The organism is Kurthia sibirica, from assembly GCF_003143975.1.
Lineage (GTDB): Bacteria > Bacillota > Bacilli > Bacillales_A > Planococcaceae > Kurthia > Kurthia sibirica.
Genome location: NZ_QFVR01000033.1, coordinates 1 through 21,519 on the forward strand (window position 1 = coordinate 1; position 21,519 = coordinate 21,519).

A 21,519-nucleotide genomic window follows, 5' to 3' on the forward strand; every position below is an offset into this window, starting at 1 on the left:
TAGAATCGAACGTCATTTTATAGTCGTTTAGCTTCCATTTAGCGCTAAGTGTAGTATCTTTACTAATCGTATCGCTTAAGAAATACCATTTATTTTCTCCATCATACCAACCAGCAAATGTATAGCCCTTTTTCGTGATCACTTCTGGTGCCTTTACATAAGAAGATTTGGCAATCTGTTGGGAAGTTATAGAAGTATCTGTATTTGATAGGAACGTTACATTATAATAGGTTACCGGTGGAGTCTTTGGTGACCACTTCGCTTGTAACGTCATAATTTTCGTTACTTTATCCGTTGCGAAATTCCATTTCGATGTACCATCGTACCAGCCATCAAATGTATAGCCAGGTCTTGAAGGCGTGGTGGGTTCTGTTAATAATGTAGTAGCGATATTTTGAATTTTTTTATTCACCGTATTGCCATCATCGTAGTTGAATGTGATTAACTTCGTATCAATGAATTCAATTACTGTTGGTTTATAAAAACGCCCCAAATAAATTTGGTAAACATTTGAAGGTGAACTTCCATCATGAGTATATTGATCTGCATATATCTTTGCTGTAAGGTTGGGATTTAATGCGTAAGGGATTAAAAAGTATGCAGTTTTATTGTCATCAGGCATATATAATTCTTTTATAGAGGTATTAGAGAATGCGTTAAAATAGCAGGTATCACAATTAAAATCAAAGGTAAATTTTTCTATTGGGTTATCACTAAAAGAAAATTGTCCAATAGTTAAAAGAGCATTCGATGAAAGTGTAATATTAGTTAAGCCTTTAGAACGGAAAGAATTATCTCCTATAGATTTTAATGGAACAATGCGACCAGGTGAAACTTCAATTTCTGATGGGATTACAATAGAAGTACTAGTACCTTTGTAATCAAGAATTTGTATATAATCACCTCGCCCATCGTTTAAAATTTCGTACTCATAGTCTCCATTTGTAGTTGTAGCAGCGTGTGCTTCTGAATGAAAGAATATTATGGTGAAAAGGCATATAAGAAAGGCTATGGCGAACTGAAAACTTTTCATAAAAACACTCCATTTCTATTTTTTATTAACTCCCTAATATTAACAAGAAAATGGCATATTGTATTTAATAAGTTTATCTGATTGTATACCCGTTATTGAGTGTTTTTTACCAAGAACTAAAGATCTAATGACCAAATTAAAAACACCCGTGTTGAATGAGTGTTTTTGAGTTTCTTCTATATAATAGTTATTTTATATTTCACTTCTATGTTAAAAGATCAGATCATCTTTATTACTAAAAATCACATAAAAGTCACAAAAGTCACATGACAAAGCGTTATAGTGTGAAATAATAAGAAGTAAAACCTCTTGAAAAAGCCGATAAATCAAGTGCTGAGAAAGCATATAAAAATAAAAGAAATCGCTTGAATTTATAGTTACCATAAGGTCAAGAAATTTTTACTATTTACATGTAGGAAAGCGTTTTCGTTAGCAGTTCTTATAAAATCACATAAAGTGTTGATAGAAAATACATTCATTTTAAATGAGGAAATAAAAAAGATGCGAGCATAAGCTCACACCATTTATGACATATGCCGATTGATAAAACCTTTTCGAGCAGCGTCTACAATGCCGCCTTCACAAGCATCGCACCAAAACTTTTTTTTGCGATCTCTTTTATATTCACGATATTTTTGTGTACCCTCGATTAAATCAAATGTTTGTTTACAATTAAGGCATACGGCTTTATAGGAAATCATGTGCAGCGCCTCCAGTAATGAGTAGTATAGATAATTATACCCAATTATATCCAAGTTGTATACTCAAAGTAGTTTGACTTTTAGCTCAACGATTAATTGCTCGTCCATTTGTGCCGAAAAGTTAGACGGCATAACTGCTTCCCACACGGTATTCTCTACAGCAATGTTATGTGTTTTAATATAATGAAGTAACTTGTTGTACATTGTAATATACATGTTTGGAGAATAATTAAAAGCAATTTCTATATAACGTCCAGCCGACATGCTGACGATATCAACCAATTCATTTTGAATGACAAATTGTCGAGATGTTAGGATAGGTATAAATATTTGCGTATAGTATAAAGTTTGAACCGAATCATATGCTTGTAAAGGGTAATAACTACCATAACGGATTGTTTGTACGCTACCAGCATTTTCAATTGTTTCCGTCAATATCAGCATCGCGTCATTTGATACATGAACTGGCGTCGCATCTGCTACTGTCAAACAAAGCAAACGTGACTCTTCTTCCTCTTTTATAAACACTTCACCTATGACAGGAATTGCTAACTGCTCTTGCATTTGCTTGCGCGTTTTTCGCAATGTATATTGTGATTCAGCTAAACGGGCAAGTTGATCTTCAATCGTATGTTCTTGCTCATCTAAATAACGAATCATATCTTCAATCGAAAAATATTGCACTTCTTTAATTTTCTCTAACGGCGTACCGACAAAGCGTAAACTTTTGATCAAATCCAATAAATAGAGTTGAGATTCTGCATAGTAACGATAGTTAGTCGCTTGATCAGTATAAGCTGGTTTAAATAATCCAATCTGATCATAATAACGCAGTGTTTGGCTTGATAAATTAGCCAGTTTAGCCATTTCTCCAACCGTATGATATTTCTTTTTCACAGCGCCACACCCTCTTATTCTTTCCATATTATCGTACTGTAAATCGACAAAAAAGTCCTCTAATAACACAGGGAATAATTTTACTATAATTTATAATACCTCTCTGAACTCTTTTAAATAAATTGATTCGCCATCGAAATAATTGAAGTTATTTTTGTATATTCTATACCATGAAAATAAATAACTATTCCATTTTGTAATAGTATTCATTCCTATCGATTTCATCGTATACTGGTGATAGTAGAATTTTAACTATTCTAATAATTAGTTTTGAAGGGGGTTTCGTTATGAAAGTATCATTGTTTGCGACATGTTTAGTTGACACTTTTCAAACGAATGTAGGACGAGCAACAGTTGAATTGTTGGAGCGATTAGGCTGTGAAATTGAATTTCCAAAATCTCAAATATGCTGTGGTCAACCAGCATATAATTCGGGGCATATTGAAAAAGCAAAGGAACCGATGAAAAAAATGATCGATACATTTTTACATGCGGAGGTAATCGTGACGCCTTCAGGTTCATGTGCGACGATGTTTAAAGAATATCCTCATGTTTTTAAAGATGACGCTGCCTATGCTGAAAAAGCACAAATTGTTGCGGATAAAACCTATGAACTAACAGATTTCATTGTTAATGTTTTGAAGATTGAAGATGTTGGAGCGACGTTCACACATAAGGTAACCTATCACCCATCTTGCCATATGACGCGTTTACTTGGTGTAAAGGATGCACCATTTACATTATTGGGAAATGTGCAGGGGCTGGAATTGATCCCTTTACCATACGCTTACAATTGTTGTGGTTTTGGTGGTACTTTTTCGGTGAAAATGGGAAATATATCACAGCAAATGGTCGATGAAAAAGTGAATAGTGCCTTGGAAACAGAAGCGGAATACTTGGTTGGAGCAGATGGTGGTTGCCTGATGAATATCGGAGGACGTATGCATAGACGTGGTGAGAAAATTCGCACATTACATATTGCGGAGATTTTAAATCAACAGGTATAAGGGAGGGGAATTACGATGGCAATCAAGTTCAATGAACAATCCTTTAAAGTGAACGTGAATGATAATTTAGATAAAGATTTTATGCGTGGCGCTGTGGCAGCCGCTCAAAATAGATTACATGGTGGTCGTTTAACAGCGGTAGAGGAGTTGGGGAACTGGGATGAATGGCGTAATCATGGTGAGGAGATACGTCAACATGTATTAGATAATTTAGATTACTATTTATATGAGCTTTCTGAAAATGTAGAAAAAGCAGGTGGACATGTCTTTTTTGCTGAAACTGCAGAAGAAGCAAATGACTATATTCAACAAGTAGTAAAAAGTAAAAATGCTACACGTGTGCTGAAATCGAAGTCGATGGTCACAGAGGAAATCAGTTTGAACGAAGCATTAGAAAAAATCGGTTGTACTGTTTTGGAAACCGATTTAGGCGAGTATATTTTACAATTAGATGATCACGATAAACCATCGCATATTGTGGCACCATCCGTGCATAAAAATAGACACCAAATCAAAGATGTCTTTGTCAAAAAATTAAATTATCCAGCAGATGGTTCTTCTGATGCTGCTGATTTAGCTCGTTTTGTACGTACGATTTTACGCGATGATTATATGAAGGCTGAAATCGGTATTACGGGTTGTAACTTTGCAGTTGCTGACTCGGGTTCCATCTGCCTAGTGACTAATGAAGGGAATGCTGGTTTGGTATCAACGATTCCAGAAACGCAAATTGTCGTGATGGGCATGGAGCGAATTGTGCCAACATTAAAAGAGATGGAGGTATTGGTGAATATGCTGACGCGTAGCGCAGTCGGCCAAAAATTAACGTCTTATGTCAATGTTATTACAGGTCCAAAACGCCCTACTGATGTTGATGGACCAGAAGCGTTCCACCTTGTCATATTGGATAATGGACGTTCGGATATTTTAGCTGGTGAATTTAAATCGGTATTACAATGTATTCGTTGTGCTGCTTGTGTCAATGTTTGTCCGGTCTATCGTCATATTGGCGGTCATTCTTATAATTCAATCTATTCGGGCCCGATAGGAGCGGTATTAACACCTCTTTTAGCTGGTTATGATGATTTTAAGGAATTGCCCTATGCCTCATCACTTTGTGGTGCATGTACGGATGCTTGTCCGGTGAAAATTCCGTTGCATGAATTATTATTAAAACACCGTCAAATTATTGTCGAACAAGAAGGTCGTGCTCCATTGTCGGAGGGACTGATGATGAAAGGCTTTAGTGTGGGTGCATCCAATAGCAAATTATTTAATATTGGTACAAAAGTTGCTGCGACTGTGATGAAACCATTATCGAAGGATCAGATGATTTCAAAAGGTATAGGTCCATTAAAAGATTGGACGGATATTCGTGATTTCCCAATTGTAGAACGCGAAAAATTACGCGATTGGTTTGATAAACGACAAAAGAAAGGAGCAAATAGCAATGATTAGAAATCGTGAAAAGTTTTTATCAAAAATTACTACAGCATTAGAACGACCTTTTTTGCCTGGTATGAAGCCCGAAAAAAAATGGCAACATCATCCAGAAGAACAACGTTTATCAAAAATGTCGATTGACGAATTGCTTCCTGCATTTATAGAACAGTGTAGTAAGATTCACACCGATGTCGTCACGGTAGACAAAGCAAATTTGACGCTAGCTCTGCATAATCTTGTTGTAAAATATGGTGGTGAATCTGTGGCATTATGGCAAGATGAACGTCTTACCGCATTAGGTATTTCTAAGCTCTGTGAAGATACTTGGCCAACTAATAATATACAGGTTCATATATGGGATCCGACGCTTGATCGTACAACAAACTTTGAACGGACAAATGCTTCAAATATCGGTATTGCTTTTGCTGAATATGCATTAGCAGAATCTGGTACGGTAGTACTCCAATCTGCTGCCGGCCAAGGAAAGGCGATTGGTTTACTACCAAATGCTTTCATCGCAATTGTCAATAAAAGTACTTTAAAACCACGCATTACACAAGCGGTTGCAGAAATTCATCAAATAGTTGAAGCAGGGGAACTTTTACCAGCATCTATCGATTTTGTGTCAGGACCGAGTAATTCAGCCGATATCGAAATGGATTTAGTCGTCGGTGTACATGGACCAATTTATGTAACTTATATTGTAGTGACGGATGAATAGTGCAAGATCGCATATGTTAAACATGGTCTATGTAGGTTTTTGCTAAATAACGAAGTAACTTCCAGTCGTAAATTTACTAATGGATCTATAGAATGTACAAAATGACATATTGTCGAAATAATGAACTAGAAGTGAACACGGACAAAGATTCGATTCATGTAGTGATAAATTGTAACCCGAACATAATCTACCAGTCCGGATGAAAGGATTACTCAAAGAGTCATTTTTTTCGGGTGCGTTATGTTTCTCTTAAGAAAAAGCTAGTATGGAGTCGACTATAATACAAACCAAACATCTGTTATTGAAAAAGGTATGGAGCAAATACCTCTACGTCAATAACAGATGTTTTTATATGAAGAGTGTTCTCAAAGAAGTGCTTGTTCATCAAAACGATGGCTAGGTATACAGCTAAGAGAAGGAAAGTCTAATCGACGCATATAAATTGACAACATTTGGAAAATATCCTATTATGATGGAAAATACGAGAGGCTGTGAATAGTATGTGGCTCAATCAATCGACATTAGAGATTAAGCAAGTAAGGATGCTAGATTCTACTGGAGAACTTGATGCGCAACAATTGGCGATTACGGCGACGGAAAAACAGTTAATGGATATGTATAGTTATATGGTGCGGAGTCGTATTTTTGATGATTTTGCTCTGCGTTTTCAGCGACAGGGACGTATTGGAACATACGCTTCTATTCGAGGGCAAGAGGCGGCACAAGTGGGAAGCGCCTTTGCATTAAGCTCTCATGATTGGATTTACCCCAGCTATCGTGAAGTAGCTGCTTCTTTTGTACATGGCATGACAATGACACAACAATTCACATTATTAATGGGGAAATTACCACTTAAACAGCAAGCCAAGCTGCCCATCTTTCCAGTACAAATTATTATTGCTGCGCAGTTATTACATGCAGTAGGTGGTGCATGGTCAAGTAAATATAAGAGCGAGCAGAGTATAAGTGTTGGCTATATGGGTGATGGGGGAACGTCAGAGGGTGACTTTCATGAAGCATTAAATATAGCGGGTGTTCATAAATTGCCGGTTATTTTCTTTATTCAAAATAATCAATGGGCGATCAGCACGCCGATTCATCAACAGACGGCGAGTAAGACGATTGCACAAAAAGCATTGGCCTATGGGATAGAAGGGATTCAAGTTGATGGTAATGATGTCATTGCAGTTTTTGAAGTGATGAAGTTGGCAATTGCTAAAGCGCGTCATAATGAACCAGTTTTAATCGAGGCGTTCACCTACCGACAAGAAGCACATACAACAGCTGATGACGCTACTAAGTATCGCCAAGACCAGGAAGTAGAGAATTGGCTTGCGAAAGATCCAATCGCTCGTTGTGAAAGCTATTTAGTGGCGCAAGGTCTATGGTCTACAAAACAACAAGAAAAATTAATAGCGACAAGTGAAAAAGCGGTGCAAGAGGCTTTTGATGCTGCCAATGCAGTTGCTCGTACTACACTTGAACAAGTAGCAGATGTTGTGTATGCAAAGGAGTTGAACAGCCGTGGCTAAGATGACGCTGTTACAGTCGATTCGTTTAGCGCTCATTCAAGCAATGGAAGTTGATGAAACAGTATTGTGTATTGGGCAAGATATTGCTCAAAATGGTGGCGTTTTTCGCGTGACGGAAGGGTTGCTCGAACAGTTTGGTCAAATGCGTATAGTGGATGCACCGATCGCAGAATCTGCGATTGTTGGCACTGCAGTTGGCTTAGCAACACGTGGCTTACGACCAATCGCGGAAATACAATTTTTTGGTTTTATATATCAAGCAATGGATCAGTTAGCTAGTCAGGCAGCGCGTCTTCATACGCGTTCAAACGGTGAGTTGACAGTGCCACTTGTCGTTCGTAGTCCTTATGGTGGTGGTATTCAAGCTCCCGAGATGCATTCGGATAGTTTGGAGGCATTATTTATGCATACGCCAGGCTTGTATATTGTTGTACCTAGTACGCCACGAGATGCTAAAGGTTTGCTTGCAGCAGCGATTAACAATCCAAATCCTGTATTATTTTTAGAACCGATGAAATTGTATCGAAGCCTAATAGAAGAAGTGCCAGTGGACTATTATGAAATACCGTTAGGACGAGCAAATACGGTTATCGAAGGGCAGGACTTGACAATCATTTCGTATGGTGCCATTATGCCGACCGTGTTAGAAGTTGTTAAGCAGGCATCCTATAGTATTGAAGTGCTCGATTTACGAACGATTGCACCACTTGATCTCGAAGCAATCTATCGGTCAGTTAACAAAACAGGTCGTGTCATCATTGTTCATGAAGCAGTAAAGACAGCAGGTGTTGGTGCGGAAATTGCTGCAAATATTGCAGAAAATTGTTTATATGCCTTACATGCGCCCATTATGCGTGTCACTGGACAGCATTCGCCTTATCCAGTATCGACTGTAGAAGCATATTGGCTTCCAAATAATGAATCGATTATGCAAGCAATTGAGACGGTTATGGCAGACGAAGGAGGGGGCTAGCATGGCAGATTACCAATTGCCAGATATAGGGGAAGGTTTAGTTGCAGCAGAGATTGTTAAATGGTTCGTACAAGTTGGGGATACAATTCGTGAACATGAACCGCTTGTTGAAGTGATGACGGATAAGGCAACCGTGGAAATAACGGCTGCTTTTAGTGGTGAAATTGTATCGCTTGGTGGTAACGAGGGTGATACTTTAGCTGTAGGTCAAATACTTTGTACATACAATAATAGTGAATATACATCCCAAACAGGTACCCTGAAAAGTAAATTACAACGGCCGCTGGCAGCGCCATCCGTGCGTAAAGAAGCCAGGATACGTAATATCGATCTTGCGATGATCAGTGGTAGCGGGCCTAAAGGTCGTATTCTTTTACAAGATTTACAATCGAGTATAAGCGCTTCATCAAGCGTCATTGAACCTACAGAGAACATGGCTATTCGTGGCGTACGCAAAGCGATTTTTGATAATATGATGAAGGCGACGAGCAAAGCGGTTCTCTGTACAGCGATGATGAAAATACAAGCGACGGCTCTCGTGAAATTACGCAAAGAGGTGCGAGAATTACCAGAATATCAAAATGTACCTATCAGCTATTTACCATTCATTATTAAAGCGACTGCTAAGGCTTTGCAACAGCATCCATTATTAAATGCCTCTGTTGATGAAGAGGCTCTTATTATTCAACTTCACAAAAACATCCATATAGGGGTAGCGATAGCAACTCCAGCTGGTCTAATGGTGCCGGTTATTCGAAATACGCTTCAAAAATCACTGTTAGAAATTGCTATGGAACTACAAGAGATAAGGATTAAAATGGTGGAGAACACACTTGATCGTAAAGACTTGACCGGTAGTACATTTACGGTGTCTAGTACAGGGGAATCAGGTGGTATTTTTGCGACACCAATCGTTAACTATCCAGAAGCAGCCATTCTTGGCGTACATGCTATTGTGAAGGAACCAATCATTGTAAATGATGAAATTAGGATTGGCCAAACACTGACGATGTCTTGTACATTTGACCACCGTATTATTGATGGAGCACCAGCAGGAGCTTTTATGCAAGAAGTGTCAGATTTATTGGAAAACCCATTGCGGTTGCTAACATAATGAAAAAAATTATGCTTTGTCTTAATAATTAGTAGTCCATTAATTACTATTCGTTGTATACTAGTACCATTGAAGTATTATTGGAGGACTAATTTATGTTTAAAATTACTTTTGGGAAAACACGTTACAACGCGGACAAATTAATGATCGATGACAGCAACAATCAATTACAGCTTGGCAATGGTTTTGTCATGACCAATCTATGCGCTAATGTATCATTACATGATTTTCTAGCCTATGTGAATAAGCACTATCATTTAGGGGATAATATTATTAATGCGGATATTTGGTATTCAAGAAATGGTGGTAGTGAGAATAACACGAATTATATTGTGGAACGTCTGGATATAAACACAGCCCCTTCGACAGAACCTTCATTTGAGCGTCTATTATTCATTGATGAGCGACAAGTACATAATTATGGCGTGAAGATTATGGATGTTGAAGGTGATTTAATTTTGCTTATGACACCACGATTCGTGTATACGATTCGTTTATCACAGGGTGAATTACATAACTTAGCACAATTTAAAGAAGCAATTGCTCATGAAAAAACGTTGACAATGCCAATTTTAACGAAAATTGTTCAAAAATTAACACAGCAAAATACGATTGCATTAAGCAGCCATGCGTATAATCGGAATTCATAAAATCTGTTTAAAAACCCAACAGCCTATCAAATGGCCATTGGGTTTTTTTCGTTAATTATTGAAGTTCTTGAAATAATTTAATAAAGCGTTCATTCAGTTCCAAGTAGGGGTCTGTATTTTTCAAACCATCAGACTTCATTAAATAGCTAGCGAAATTCAAACCAGCACCAAATAATTGGACGGCGCCATTAGCGGTATCACCATTTTTTAATGTGCGGATTCCATCCTCTAAAAAGTGATTACTCTCCTCAAGATGACAGGCTTGAATAGAGCATTGTCCATTAAAATAATTTTGTAGATTAGCGATAACAGAAGAGGCAGTTTTTTCTGAAATATCGGCATCTAAGGCAATTAATAAGTTGTTGACAGGCTCGACTAATTCACTATAGGTACTCGTATACTGTTGACAGGCTTGTTGGATGATTTGGCGTAGCAGTGAGGACGTCTTTATCAATCACTCTCCTTTTTTAAGTGAGTATACAGCCTTTTACGAGCGCTATCAAAGAAAAAAATAGATGAAAATCACGTTTTTGTGAGAAAGATAGAAAAGTAGTTTCTTCTATAGAGTAAGTAGATAGATGGTTAGTACGAGCTCATTCTAAAATCAGTCATAATAAATGAAAAACGGTTTGTTAGTTACCCTTTAGTTACTCTCGAATCATTGCTTTTTTTAAAATAGGCGTATAAAAAATTATAATAGTGTAAATAGGGTATATGAATAAAGGAGAGGTTTATCGTTTCGATTGACGAATGTCATCACTAAGCATGATAATAGAGGTAGATTCAATTACAAAAATCTGATATGAGTGGTTTTTAAAGGAGTTCATATAATGGACAATCCAATTCTGTTTTATGACGGTGATTGTGGCTTTTGTCAAAGATCCGTTCAATTGATTATCGACAATGAAAAAGTACCGTGCTTTTATTTTGCACCTTTACAAGGTGATTTTGCAGCACAGCAACTACCAACTTCATTGACGACTGATTTAAACTCTCTCGTCGTATTGTACAAACAACAACTTTATACACAGTCAGATGCAATGTTGCTCATCGTATCATTTTTGTCGCTACCTTATTCTTTGGCGAAAATAGGGAAGCTTATGCCGCGAACGATACGCAATAAAGCGTATACAATCGTCGCACAAAATAGGCAAAAACTCTCGTCGTACAGCAAATCTTGTAAACTGCCAACACTGGAGGAACGTGCACGCTTTATTAAATAACGGGTCATAAGATTTGCTTATCACAATGCATAATTTTAATGTTATTTACTTATGTTCTGTTTTTCTATAGTATTGGCTTTGGAGAAAAGCGGCTCATTAAAAAGCCTTTTCAATTATTTAATTTTTAGGGGGAACCAAACAATGGCAAACACTAACTTGCATAACAGTCGTTCTTCATTCGACGTTAACGGCAAAACGTATAACTTTTACCGTATCGGCGCAATCGAAGAAGCAGGAATCGCAAACATCAAACGCCTTCCTTACTCAATCAGAATTTTATTAGAATCAGTATTACGTCAACATGACGGTTACGTAATCAAAGATAACCACGTAGCGAACTTAGCTAAATGGGGTAAAGATGCAGAAGCTAACGCTGAAGTACCTTTCAAACCATCACGCGTAGTACTACAAGATTTCACGGGTGTACCAGTAGTAGTTGATTTAACTTCTCTACGTACAGCTATGAATGATATGGGTGGCGACGGCAACGAAATCAACCCAGCAATCCCAGTTGACCTTGTAATTGACCACTCAGTACAAGTTGACAAATATGGTAACGCAGCAGCATTACAAGCGAATATGGATTTCGAATTCGAACGTAACGCTGAACGTTATAACTTCTTAAAATGGGCTCAAACAGCTTATGATAACTTCCGTGCTGTACCACCAGCAACAGGTATCGTTCACCAAGTAAACTTAGAGTATTTAGCTCCAGTTGTACACGTAAACGAAAATACTGATGGTACATTCGAAACTTTCCCAGATTCAGTAGTAGGTACTGACTCACATACAACAATGATCAATGGTCTTGGTGTACTTGGTTGGGGCGTTGGCGGTATCGAAGCTGAAGCAGGTATGCTTGGTCAACCTTCATACTTCCCAGTTCCAGAAGTTATCGGTGTTAAATTAACTGGTTCTCTTCCTTCAGGAACTACAGCTACAGATTTAGCTCTTAAAGTTACTCAAGTACTACGTGCTCAAGGCGTTGTTGGTAAATTCGTTGAGTTCTTCGGACCTGGCGTACCAGCATTACCATTAGCTGACCGTGCTACAATCTCAAACATGGCTCCTGAATATGGTGCTACTTGTGGTTTCTTCGCAATCGATGAAGAATCACTTAACTATATGCGCTTAACAGGTCGTGAAGAGGAACATATCGCTGTAGTTGAAAACTACTTAAAAGCAAATGACATGTTCTTTGACGCTGACTTAGAGCCTGACTATACTAAAGTTGTTGAAATTGACCTTGCTGACATCGAACCTAACTTATCGGGTCCTAAACGTCCACAAGATTTAATTCCATTAACTGAAATGAAAAAACGTTACCACGAAGTAGTAGTTGCTCCTTCTGGTGTTCAAGGCTTTGGTTTAACTGAAGAAGAGTTCACTAAAACGTCAACTGCTAAATTCGCTGAAGGCGATGTAGAGATTCCAGCAGGTGCTGTTGGTATTGCTGCCATCACTTCATGTACAAATACTTCAAATCCATACGTTTTAATCGCTGCAGGTCTTGTAGCTAAAAAAGCGGTAGCACTAGGATTAACTGTTCCTAAATGGGTTAAAACTTCATTGGCTCCAGGATCTAAAGTTGTTACTGGTTACCTTGAAGATTCAGGTCTACAAACATACCTTGACGAATTAGGATTCAACACTGTAGGTTACGGCTGTACTACTTGTATCGGTAACTCAGGTCCATTACTTCCAGAAATCGAAGAAGCGATTCAATCTAATGATTTATTCGTTACTTCTGTACTTTCTGGTAACCGTAACTTTGAAGGACGCGTTCACCCACTTGTTAAAGCTAACTACTTAGCATCTCCACCACTTGTAGTTGCTTACGCTTTAGCTGGTACTGTAGACGTTGACTTACGCAAAGATTCGTTCGGTAAAGATAAAGATGGCAAAGATGTATTCTTCGATGATATCTGGCCTTCAACTGAAGAAATCAACAAAGTATTAGCACAAGTTGTTACTCGTGAATTATTCCAAAAAGAATATGAAACAGTATTTAACGCTAACGCTACTTGGAATGCAATTGAAACATCAACAAGTACTCTTTATGAGTTCAATGATAAATCAACTTACATCCAAAACCCACCGTTCTTCCAAAACCTATCTGCTTCACCAGAAGATATCTCTTCATTATCTGGTTTACGCACATTAGCTAAATTCGGTGATTCTATTACAACTGACCATATCTCACCAGCAGGTGCGATTGGCAAAGAAACACCAGCTGGACAATATCTACGTGCAAACGGTGTTGAACCTCGCAACTTTAACTCTTACGGTTCTCGTCGTGGTAACCACGAAGTTATGATGCGTGGTACGTTCGCTAACATCCGTATCCGTAACCAAATCGCTCCAGGTACAGAAGGTGGTTTCACTACTTACTGGCCTACAGGCGAAGTTGAGTACATCTATGATGCAGCGATGAAATACGCTGAAACAAACACTGGTTTAGTTGTATTAACTGGTAAAGATTACGGTATGGGTTCTTCACGTGACTGGGCAGCTAAAGGTACTAACCTTCTAGGTGTTAAAACAGTTATTGCTGAATCATACGAACGTATTCACCGTTCTAACTTAGTAATGATGGGTGTTCTGCCATTGCAATATGCAGCTGGCGAAAACGCTGAATCACTTGGTCTTACTGGTGAAGAAACATTCTCTGTAAATATCGCTGAAGGCGTTAAACCTCACGATATGCTTACTGTAACTGCAACAGCAACTGATGGTTCTGTTAAAGAATTTAAAGCACTTGCTCGTTTCGATTCAGAAGTAGAAGTAGATTACTACCGTAACGGTGGGATCTTACAAATGGTCTTACGTAAAAAATTACAAAAATAATTTTTAACGACTAGTTAAAAGCCTGTCCCTCTTGAGGGGCAGGCTTTTTTCGTTTCTCTGCTCGACGCTTTCCGCGGGATTATGGAGGCTCAGCGATTCGCAGGCGGAAAGCACTCGTCCGAAATGAACAAATAGAAAAGTGACGGTGTTTAAAAAAATTAGCTCACCTCAATAGTTGACGTAGAATCAGTGAATGTATCCTATAAATAGTGTCATGATACTGTTCTAGAGAATGGCTAAGCAAATAGGGATATCCGCTTCAAGTATTATTCATCATCTGGACCAGGAGGAAGGACAAACAGAGGGCAGTATGGCTAATGGGCTTGCAGCTGATACCTATAAGCATGTTAACGATCGTGAGAAAAGAAGTAGGAACAAGAAATGCCTAAATAGCCATGTAGCAAGCGTCTACGGGTTTTCATACAAACATCTATAACTAAAGGTAGAGGGCTTATATAGGGCTTTGCAGTCCGTTTAAATAACCAATGATACGGTGTATACTAGTAATGATGGGGAATTTACATTTTTTGCGACATTTACTGGTAGAAAGCAGGTGGAATTCTCTTTTTATACGTAGCATTCTAGCCGTTTTTTATTGCAATTATCGCTTCAGAAATGATTATAAATACATGATTTTTGGGCCGATTTATTGTAAAAAAGACTATATTCACGATGTGAATAGCGGAAAATCGTATTAAAAAAGCAAAAAAACGAAATATAATAGATGCTTTATATACTTAAAAGTAGAAGATTTGCGATAAAAAAGAAGTGGATTTATGCTTAAAAAGGCTGTGTTACGAAGGGTATTACTATTTTTTTTGTTTTATAGAGAACGTATAAAACGGTTTTAGAATCATTTTTTGAGGTATTATACAGCTAAAGTTGTTAATTTGCGATAAAAAATTACGTCTTTACACGAGGAGACTTGCTGAATGTATCTACAGGAAGAAAGCTATAGGTATTTTTAGAAATTTGACGCTGTAAGTTTAGTAGTATTTTACCGGTGTACTAAAAATAGACTATAGATAGAGAACCTTGTCCTAAAGGGACTATTTTTGTTATACTACTTGCTGAGGTGAACAGAACAATGTATATAAGTAATAAAAATATCGAAATTCGTTATGCAGAAACAGATCAAATGGGCGTTGTCTATCATGCAAATTACGTCATTTGGTTGGAATTAGGTCGTACACAACTGATTAAAGATTTAGGCTTTTCTGTGACAGATATTGAAGAAGCTGGTTTTGTGTCACCGGTAATGAATGTGAATATTAGTTATAAGGCCTCTATGCGTTATGGTGAGCCAGCAATCGTCCGTACATGGGTGAAGTCCCAAGACCGCTTAAGAACAGTATATGCCTATGAAATTTTACACGAAGATGGTGTTGTTGCAGCAGTAGCGACGACAGAACATATTTTAGTGAAAAAAGATTCATTTAGACCTGTATCGTTTAAAAAAGTGGATGAAGCTTGGTATAACAAGTATATTGAAATTGCTGAAACAAATTAAAAGTTTATTTTTTGTCAATTTGTAAAAATATGTTATGCTATCGGCATGTAAAAAGGAAGAAACGATGAACAAAATCGTTTCTTCCTTTTAGTATGCATTATAAATAGTCGTATGAAATTTCATCTAGCTCTTGATCGACGGTCACTTGAAAATCATGGCCTGCGAAGAACCATTCATCATCTTCTTCTATGAAGAAATGAAGTCCACCAGCAGTTGTTGTCACAATTGCATTAATAGGGATATCGGTATTCATACCAATCGAGTAACCTTCGTGAAATGGATTGGAACCGCCATAACGGGCGAAGAATCGAATATGATCGCCTGCTTGTAAATCCATCTCATTTTTAAACCATTGTATTGCTTCATCCGTTACGATTATTTTCATCATCTGCACACTCCTTCATTTACAGCCAAGTAATTTTGGGCTCTGTACCATTTTTGATACGCCCAATATTAGAGCGATGGCGGTAGAACACAAAGATAACAAGAATTGCTGTAATAATCAATAAATAGTATTCATGACTGACCATTGCATTAGCTAGTGCATAAATCAATGCAATAATACCAGCAAGCATGGATGCAAGGCTGACCATTTTAAAGAGTTTCAAGCAAATTAGAAAGACGATTACTAAAATAACAAAGATTGGCCAGTGATAGCCTAATAAAACGCCAGCTGAAGTAGCTACGGCTTTACCACCTTTAAATTTAGCGAAAACAGGGTACATATGACCAACTACAGCGATTGCACCAGCGACTAGCGGGTGGATATTGCTGTTTGACAGTATGGCAAATGTGGGTAGTAATGTAGCGAGTGTCCCTTTAAGGATATCCATTAAGGTTACGATGATACCGGCTTTTTTTCCAAGTACGCGGAATGTATTAGTCGCGCCTAGGTTGCCGCTACCCTGTTCGCGAATATCCGTATTGTAGAATGCACGACCGATCCAAAGTCCAGAAGGAATGGAACCAATCAAATAGGCTAGAATAATGACAAGTACTGTATTCATAATAAGCTCCTTCTTACTTTAGTAGTGGCTACTAGTATATTGTAATAATTATTTTATCATTTAAAGCAACTTCAAACAATAAAACAACATCTGATACATTTAGTTTATTCTTATTTTGCTTTATTTTCAACGTTTGGTGTATAATCAACCCTGATATATAAAACGAAACACGTTGACAGCAACTAGAGTTCAAGCTAAACTTTAAAGAAGTAGAACGGATGTTTGTATTTAGGAGGGAATCTTTTTGACAATAAAAAATAAGTTATCCTCATATAATGAAGATGATATTCAAGTACTTGAAGGTCTTGAGGCAGTTCGCAAAAGACCAGGTATGTACATAGGATCAACAGATGGTCGAGGTCTTCATCACTTAGTTTACGAAATTGTTGATAACGCAGTTGATGAAGCGTTGGCTGGCTTCGGAAACCATATCGTTGTGCGTATTCACGACGATCAATCAATTAGCGTACGTGACTTCGGACGTGGAATGCCCACGGGAATGCACAGTACAGGTAAACCAACACCTGAAGTAATCTTTACGATTCTACATGCAGGCGGGAAATTTGGACAGGGTGGTTATAAAACATCCGGTGGGTTACATGGTGTTGGTTCGTCTGTTGTAAATGCCTTATCTGAGTTTTTAGAGGTTACAATTTATCGCAATGGAGAAAAATACCGCATGCGCTTTGAGAATGGCGGTAAGCCAGCTACTGGTCTGGAGAGTCTCGGGAAAACAAAAGAGACGGGTACGCTTGTGCATTTCAAACCGGACCCAACAATTTTCTCTGTAACAAAATATAATTTTGATACTTTAGCAGAGCGTCTTCGTGAATCAGCATTTCTATTGAAAAATTTAAAAATTGAATTGATTGATGATAATACGGATAAGCATGAAACCTATCATTACGAAAATGGTATTGAAGCATTTGTTAGTTATTTAAATGAAGATAAGGATGTCCTGCATCCAGTAAAATATGTCGAAGGTACACAAGATCAAATCGAAGTCGAATTTGCTTTCCAATTTAATGACGGTTATTCTGAAACGATTTTATCATTCGTCAATAATGTCCGTACACGTGATGGCGGTACGCATGAAACAGGTGCCAAATCAGCATTGACACGTGCTTTCAATGAGTATGCACGTAAGGCATCTCTCCTAAAAGAAAAAGATAAGAATTTAGATGGCTCGGATATTCGAGAAGGGTTAGCAGCCATCATTTCAGTGCGTATTCCAGAGTCGTTGCTTCAGTTTGAAGGACAAACAAAAGGTAAATTAGGTACGAGTGAGGCACGTGGCGCAGTTGATAGCGTTGTATCTACACAATTGATGTATATGTTGGAAGAAAATGCAGATCTATCAACGGCATTAGTACGCAAGGCAATTCGTGCACAACAGGTACGTGAAGCAGCGCGCAAAGCACGTGAAGATGCACGTAGCGGTAAGAAGAATAAAAAATCAGCATCTATTTTATCGGGTAAATTAACGCCAGCTCAATCAAAAAATGCAGCTAAAAATGAATTGTATCTCGTGGAAGGTGATTCGGCTGGCGGTTCAGCAAAACAAGGTAGAGACCGTTCATTCCAGGCGATTTTACCATTGCGCGGTAAAGTTATTAATACTGAAAAAGCGAAGTTGCAAGATATTATGAAAAATGAAGAGATTTCTACGATTATACATGCAGTCGGTGGTGGAGTAGGCTCTGATTTCAAAGTAGAAGATGCGGCTTATGACAAAATTATTATTATGACAGATGCTGATACGGATGGTGCACATATTCAAGTATTACTACTCACATTCTTCTTCCGTTATATGCGCGCTCTAATCGATGAGGGAAAAGTATATATTGCCTTACCACCACTTTATAAAGTGTCAAGAGGACTTGGACGGAAAGCGGTCGTTGAATACGCTTGGACGGAAAAAGATTTGAAAGCAGCGACAGATAAAGTAGGACGAGGTTATATCTTACAGCGTTATAAAGGGCTAGGTGAAATGAATGCCGATCAGCTGTGGGATACGACTATGAACCCTGAGACCCGCACATTAATTCGCGTACGTATCAATGATTTAGAGCGCGCAGAACGCGGTGTATCGACATTGATGGGGGATAAAGTAGAACCACGTAGAAACTGGATTGAAACACATGTCGACTTTGGTTTAGAAGAGGACGACAATATACTAGAGAGTGAATTCATTGAGCAGACAGCAAAAGAGGAGGATCTGTAGATGACTCAGAACGAAATTTTTCAAGATCTACCTTTGGAAGAAGTAATTGGTGACCGCTTTGGTCGCTATAGTAAATATATTATTCAAGATCGCGCTTTACCAGATGCACGCGATGGTTTAAAACCTGTACAACGCCGTATTTTGTATGCCATGTACATGGATAATAATACCCATGAAAAACCGTTCCGTAAATCTGCTAAAACAGTAGGAAATGTTATTGCAAACTATCATCCACATGGTGATTCATCAGTGTATGAAGCAATGGTACGTATGTCGCAAGACTGGAAAGCGCGTCATATGCTTATAGAAATGCACGGTAATAATGGTTCGTTGGATGGCGATTCACCTGCTGCTATGCGTTATACGGAGGCTCGTCTGTCAAGTATCGCTGGTGAAATGTTGCGTGATCTACAAAAAGAAACAGTAGATTTCATCCCGAACTTTGATGATCAGGATATGGAACCGACTGTTTTACCTGCCCGTTTTCCAAACCTATTAGTAAATGGTTCTACCGGTATTTCAGCAGGTTACGCGACTGATATCCCACCTCATGCACTACATGAAGTAATTGATGCTGTACTAATGCGCTTAAAAAATAGTAAGGTAACCGTTGACGAATTAATGAAGGTTATTTCAGGACCTGATTTCCCGACTGGTGGTATTATTCAAGGGGTTGCAGGTATTAAAAAAGCCTATGAAACAGGCCGTGGTAAAATTGTCGTTCGTGCTAAAACCTATATTGAAACATTAAAAGGCTCGAAGGAACAAATTGTCATTTCTGAAATCCCCTTCGAAGTGAATAAAGCAAATCTCGTACGTAAAATGGATGAATTGCGCGTTGATAAACGCTTGGATGGCATCTCCGAAGTGCGTGATGAATCCGATCGTCAAGGTTTACGAATTGTCGTAGAGATGCGCAGAGATGTGCCAGCAGAGCCAATTTTACAATTTCTTTTTAAAAATACTGACTTACAAGTAACTTACAATTTCAATATGATTGCAATTTATAATCGTCGCCCGGTAATGATGACATTACAAACGATGTTGGATGCGTATATCGATCACCAAAAAGAAATTATTACGAAACGTAGCCAATTTGATTTAAGAAAAGCGCATGCACGTCTACATATTGTAGAAGGTTTAATGAAAGCTTTATCCGTATTAGATGAAGTGATTAAAACAATCCGTAACTCGACTGATAAAAAAGATGCTAAGTTAAATTTACAAAATAAATTTAACTTTACTGAAATCCAAGCAGAGGCCATTGTATCCTTACAACTATATCGCCTAACAAATACGGATATTACCGAATTGCGTGAAGAAGAAGCACAACTGAAAAAAATTGCCGAGGAATTGGAAGGTATTTTGAATTCGGAAGCAAAATTAATTGCTGTATTACGTTCGGAATTATTAGATATTCGGAAGCGATTCAAACAGGACCGTCGCTCGGATATCCAAGCAGAAATTTCTGAAATTAAATTGAATATGGAAGTGTTAATTCCATCTGAAGATGTCATTGTATCGGTAACGAAGGATGGTTATGTAAAACGCACAAGCCTTCGCTCACATAAATCATCAAACGGCCAAGGTTTTGCGATGAAAGAATCGGATTCTATCTTATTTAAAGCGCAATGGAATACGCAACAACATATTTTATTGTTTACGAATAAGGGACATTATATTTTCCAACCAATTCATGAACTGCCTGATATTCGCTGGAAGGATCTCGGTCAGCATATTTCTAGCATCGTGCCAATCGATGATGACGAACGTATTATCCAAGTCGTTGGTATTGAAGATTTTAACAAGGATCTATTCGTCGTAACCGTGACAAAAAATGGCCAAATTAAACGCAGTGAACTGAAGGAATATTTTGTTACACGCTATAGCAAGCCATTCAAAGCGGTTAACTTGAAAAAAGAAGATGAATTATTATTCGTAGATGTCGTACCAGAAGCACAAGATGTTATCATTACAACGTACTTGAGCTTTGCTTTACGCTTCGCATTAACGGAAGTACCCGTTACAAACGTCAGAACGGCTGGTATTAAGGCGGTTAACCTCAAGGAGGATGATGTAGTCATCTCGGCAATTCTGGTATCTCCAGAGGACAAGGGTGACCTTTTAGTCGTAACACAACGTGGTTCTATCAAACGTATGGCCATAAAAGATTACGAAGAAACAGGACGTGCTAAACGCGGTCTGCAAACACTAAGAGAATTAAAAACAAATCCACATCGTATTTATGCGGTTTTAAAAGTTTCGACAGGTGATCAGCTCATCATAGAAACTACGAAGGGTGTCATTGAAGAAGTCGATATTAGTCAGTATCGCCATGCTGAACGCCATTCAAACGGTTCATTTGCAATCAATGTAGATACAGATGGCGAAATTAAATCACTATCACTTATAAAAAAATAAAACAACAGCGTCGGATACAGATTCCTATCATTCTTTGAGGGCACTGAAAAAGTCCACTTATGCACAGATAAGCGAGGACAGGAACGAATTTCGTTCCTGTCCTCGCTTTTTCTCGTAGCCGTTGATTCCGTTCCGGCGGGCGCTTTTCGCGGGCACGGCTCCAGCCTTCTCCCTCGCTTCGCTCAGTCCGGGTGCTTCCGCTCGTGCTGTTCCCGC

General features: G+C 38.2%; 18 protein-coding genes. 12 read left to right on the forward strand and 6 right to left on the reverse strand.

Going from position 1 to position 21,519, the window contains the following annotated elements; all coding sequences use genetic code 11:
• The 3 genes from DEX24_RS15890 to DEX24_RS15895 all read right to left on the reverse strand — a co-directional run.
• Nucleotides 1-1,033: InlB B-repeat-containing protein (locus DEX24_RS15890; protein ID WP_146193007.1), on the reverse strand; the 1,033-nt coding region annotated here is incomplete at its 3' end.
• 524 nt (nucleotides 1,034-1,557) lie between these two features.
• Nucleotides 1,558-1,734, reverse strand: coding sequence for a hypothetical protein (locus DEX24_RS17305; protein WP_170112976.1), 177 nt, complete (start codon nucleotides 1,732-1,734; stop codon nucleotides 1,558-1,560).
• A gap of 63 nt (nucleotides 1,735-1,797) precedes the next feature.
• Nucleotides 1,798-2,631, reverse strand: coding sequence for a MerR family transcriptional regulator (locus DEX24_RS15895; RefSeq protein ID WP_170112977.1), 834 nt, complete (start codon nucleotides 2,629-2,631; stop codon nucleotides 1,798-1,800).
• Nucleotides 2,632-2,918: 287 nt separating this feature from the next.
• Between DEX24_RS15895 and DEX24_RS15900 the strand changes: the two genes are divergently transcribed.
• From DEX24_RS15900 to DEX24_RS15930, 7 genes are all read left to right on the forward strand, one after another.
• On the forward strand, nucleotides 2,919-3,638 hold the full coding sequence (locus DEX24_RS15900; protein WP_109307371.1) for a (Fe-S)-binding protein: 720 nt from the start codon (nucleotides 2,919-2,921) through the stop codon (nucleotides 3,636-3,638).
• Between the two features lie 15 nt (nucleotides 3,639-3,653).
• Nucleotides 3,654-5,096 carry a LutB/LldF family L-lactate oxidation iron-sulfur protein gene (locus tag DEX24_RS15905; RefSeq protein WP_109307372.1) on the forward strand — a complete coding sequence of 481 codons (1,443 nt, stop codon included), beginning with the start codon at nucleotides 3,654-3,656 and terminating at the stop codon, nucleotides 5,094-5,096.
• Nucleotides 5,089-5,802, forward strand: coding sequence for a LutC/YkgG family protein (locus tag DEX24_RS15910; RefSeq protein ID WP_109307373.1), 714 nt, complete (start codon nucleotides 5,089-5,091; stop codon nucleotides 5,800-5,802). The genes DEX24_RS15905 and DEX24_RS15910 overlap by 8 nt, the downstream gene beginning before the upstream one ends.
• Before the next feature lie 500 nt (nucleotides 5,803-6,302).
• Nucleotides 6,303-7,334 (forward strand): pyruvate dehydrogenase (acetyl-transferring) E1 component subunit alpha, encoded by a 1,032-nt coding sequence (gene pdhA, locus DEX24_RS15915; RefSeq protein WP_109307374.1) that lies wholly within the window; start codon nucleotides 6,303-6,305, stop codon nucleotides 7,332-7,334.
• Nucleotides 7,327-8,307, forward strand: coding sequence for an alpha-ketoacid dehydrogenase subunit beta (locus tag DEX24_RS15920; protein WP_109307375.1), 981 nt, complete (start codon nucleotides 7,327-7,329; stop codon nucleotides 8,305-8,307). The genes pdhA and DEX24_RS15920 overlap by 8 nt, the downstream gene beginning before the upstream one ends.
• Before the next feature lies 1 nt (nucleotide 8,308).
• Nucleotides 8,309-9,421, forward strand: coding sequence for a dihydrolipoamide acetyltransferase family protein (locus DEX24_RS15925; protein ID WP_170112978.1), 1,113 nt, complete (start codon nucleotides 8,309-8,311; stop codon nucleotides 9,419-9,421).
• A 95-nt stretch (nucleotides 9,422-9,516) separates the two neighbouring features.
• The gene (locus DEX24_RS15930) at nucleotides 9,517-10,071 is read left to right on the forward strand and encodes a hypothetical protein (protein WP_109307377.1); all 555 of its coding nucleotides are present in this window, start codon (nucleotides 9,517-9,519) and stop codon (nucleotides 10,069-10,071) included.
• Nucleotides 10,072-10,126: 55 nt separating this feature from the next.
• Here the strand turns inward: DEX24_RS15930 and DEX24_RS15935 are convergent, their stop codons facing one another.
• Nucleotides 10,127-10,525, reverse strand: a complete 399-nt coding sequence (locus DEX24_RS15935) for a hypothetical protein (protein WP_246131539.1) — start codon at nucleotides 10,523-10,525, stop codon at nucleotides 10,127-10,129.
• 376 nt (nucleotides 10,526-10,901) lie between these two features.
• Between DEX24_RS15935 and DEX24_RS15940 the strand changes: the two genes are divergently transcribed.
• The 3 genes from DEX24_RS15940 (at nucleotide 10,902) to DEX24_RS15955 (ending at nucleotide 15,651) form a co-directional block, all read left to right on the forward strand.
• Nucleotides 10,902-11,294 carry a thiol-disulfide oxidoreductase DCC family protein gene (locus DEX24_RS15940; RefSeq protein WP_109307378.1) on the forward strand — a complete coding sequence of 131 codons (393 nt, stop codon included), beginning with the start codon at nucleotides 10,902-10,904 and terminating at the stop codon, nucleotides 11,292-11,294.
• A gap of 141 nt (nucleotides 11,295-11,435) precedes the next feature.
• The gene (acnA, locus tag DEX24_RS15945; RefSeq protein ID WP_109307379.1) at nucleotides 11,436-14,141 is read left to right on the forward strand and encodes an aconitate hydratase AcnA; all 2,706 of its coding nucleotides are present in this window, start codon (nucleotides 11,436-11,438) and stop codon (nucleotides 14,139-14,141) included.
• Between the two features lie 1,087 nt (nucleotides 14,142-15,228).
• Nucleotides 15,229-15,651 carry an acyl-CoA thioesterase gene (locus DEX24_RS15955; protein ID WP_109307381.1) on the forward strand — a complete coding sequence of 141 codons (423 nt, stop codon included), beginning with the start codon at nucleotides 15,229-15,231 and terminating at the stop codon, nucleotides 15,649-15,651.
• 97 nt (nucleotides 15,652-15,748) lie between these two features.
• Here DEX24_RS15955 and DEX24_RS15960 read toward each other — a convergent pair whose 3' ends face one another.
• Together DEX24_RS15960 and plsY are read right to left on the reverse strand one after the other, a co-directional pair.
• Nucleotides 15,749-16,039: a HesB/YadR/YfhF family protein gene (locus tag DEX24_RS15960; protein ID WP_307725586.1), complete on the reverse strand. Its 291-nt coding sequence runs from the start codon at nucleotides 16,037-16,039 to the stop codon at nucleotides 15,749-15,751.
• Between the two features lie 16 nt (nucleotides 16,040-16,055).
• Entirely contained in the window at nucleotides 16,056-16,658 is a 603-nt protein-coding gene (plsY, locus tag DEX24_RS15965) for a glycerol-3-phosphate 1-O-acyltransferase PlsY (RefSeq protein WP_109307382.1), read from the reverse strand.
• Nucleotides 16,659-16,902: 244 nt separating this feature from the next.
• On the opposite strand from plsY, the gene parE reads away from it, so the two are divergent.
• Both parE and parC read left to right on the forward strand, forming a co-directional pair.
• The gene (parE, locus tag DEX24_RS15970; RefSeq protein ID WP_281288207.1) at nucleotides 16,903-18,882 is read left to right on the forward strand and encodes a DNA topoisomerase IV subunit B; all 1,980 of its coding nucleotides are present in this window, start codon (nucleotides 16,903-16,905) and stop codon (nucleotides 18,880-18,882) included.
• Nucleotides 18,883-21,303: a DNA topoisomerase IV subunit A gene (gene parC / locus DEX24_RS15975; protein ID WP_109307383.1), complete on the forward strand. Its 2,421-nt coding sequence runs from the start codon at nucleotides 18,883-18,885 to the stop codon at nucleotides 21,301-21,303.
• Nucleotides 21,304-21,519 lie beyond the last annotated feature (216 nt).

Excerpts from the sequence above, each read along its gene's own strand:
- DEX24_RS17305 (WP_170112976.1), bottom strand. The coding sequence starts at position 1,734 with ATGATTTCCTATAAAGCCGTATGCCTTAATTGTAAACAAACATTTGAT.
- DEX24_RS15900 (WP_109307371.1), top strand. The coding sequence starts at position 2,919 with ATGAAAGTATCATTGTTTGCGACATGTTTAGTTGACACTTTTCAAACG.
- DEX24_RS15905 (WP_109307372.1), top strand. The coding sequence starts at position 3,654 with ATGGCAATCAAGTTCAATGAACAATCCTTTAAAGTGAACGTGAATGAT.
- DEX24_RS15910 (WP_109307373.1), top strand. The coding sequence starts at position 5,089 with ATGATTAGAAATCGTGAAAAGTTTTTATCAAAAATTACTACAGCATTA.
- pdhA (WP_109307374.1), top strand. The coding sequence starts at position 6,303 with ATGTGGCTCAATCAATCGACATTAGAGATTAAGCAAGTAAGGATGCTA.
- DEX24_RS15925 (WP_170112978.1), top strand. The coding sequence starts at position 8,309 with ATGGCAGATTACCAATTGCCAGATATAGGGGAAGGTTTAGTTGCAGCA.
- DEX24_RS15930 (WP_109307377.1), top strand. The coding sequence starts at position 9,517 with ATGTTTAAAATTACTTTTGGGAAAACACGTTACAACGCGGACAAATTA.
- DEX24_RS15940 (WP_109307378.1), top strand. The coding sequence starts at position 10,902 with ATGGACAATCCAATTCTGTTTTATGACGGTGATTGTGGCTTTTGTCAA.
- acnA (WP_109307379.1), top strand. The coding sequence starts at position 11,436 with ATGGCAAACACTAACTTGCATAACAGTCGTTCTTCATTCGACGTTAAC.
- DEX24_RS15955 (WP_109307381.1), top strand. The coding sequence starts at position 15,229 with ATGTATATAAGTAATAAAAATATCGAAATTCGTTATGCAGAAACAGAT.
- DEX24_RS15960 (WP_307725586.1), bottom strand. The coding sequence starts at position 16,039 with ATGATGAAAATAATCGTAACGGATGAAGCAATACAATGGTTTAAAAAT.
- plsY (WP_109307382.1), bottom strand. The coding sequence starts at position 16,658 with ATGAATACAGTACTTGTCATTATTCTAGCCTATTTGATTGGTTCCATT.
- parC (WP_109307383.1), top strand. The coding sequence starts at position 18,883 with ATGACTCAGAACGAAATTTTTCAAGATCTACCTTTGGAAGAAGTAATT.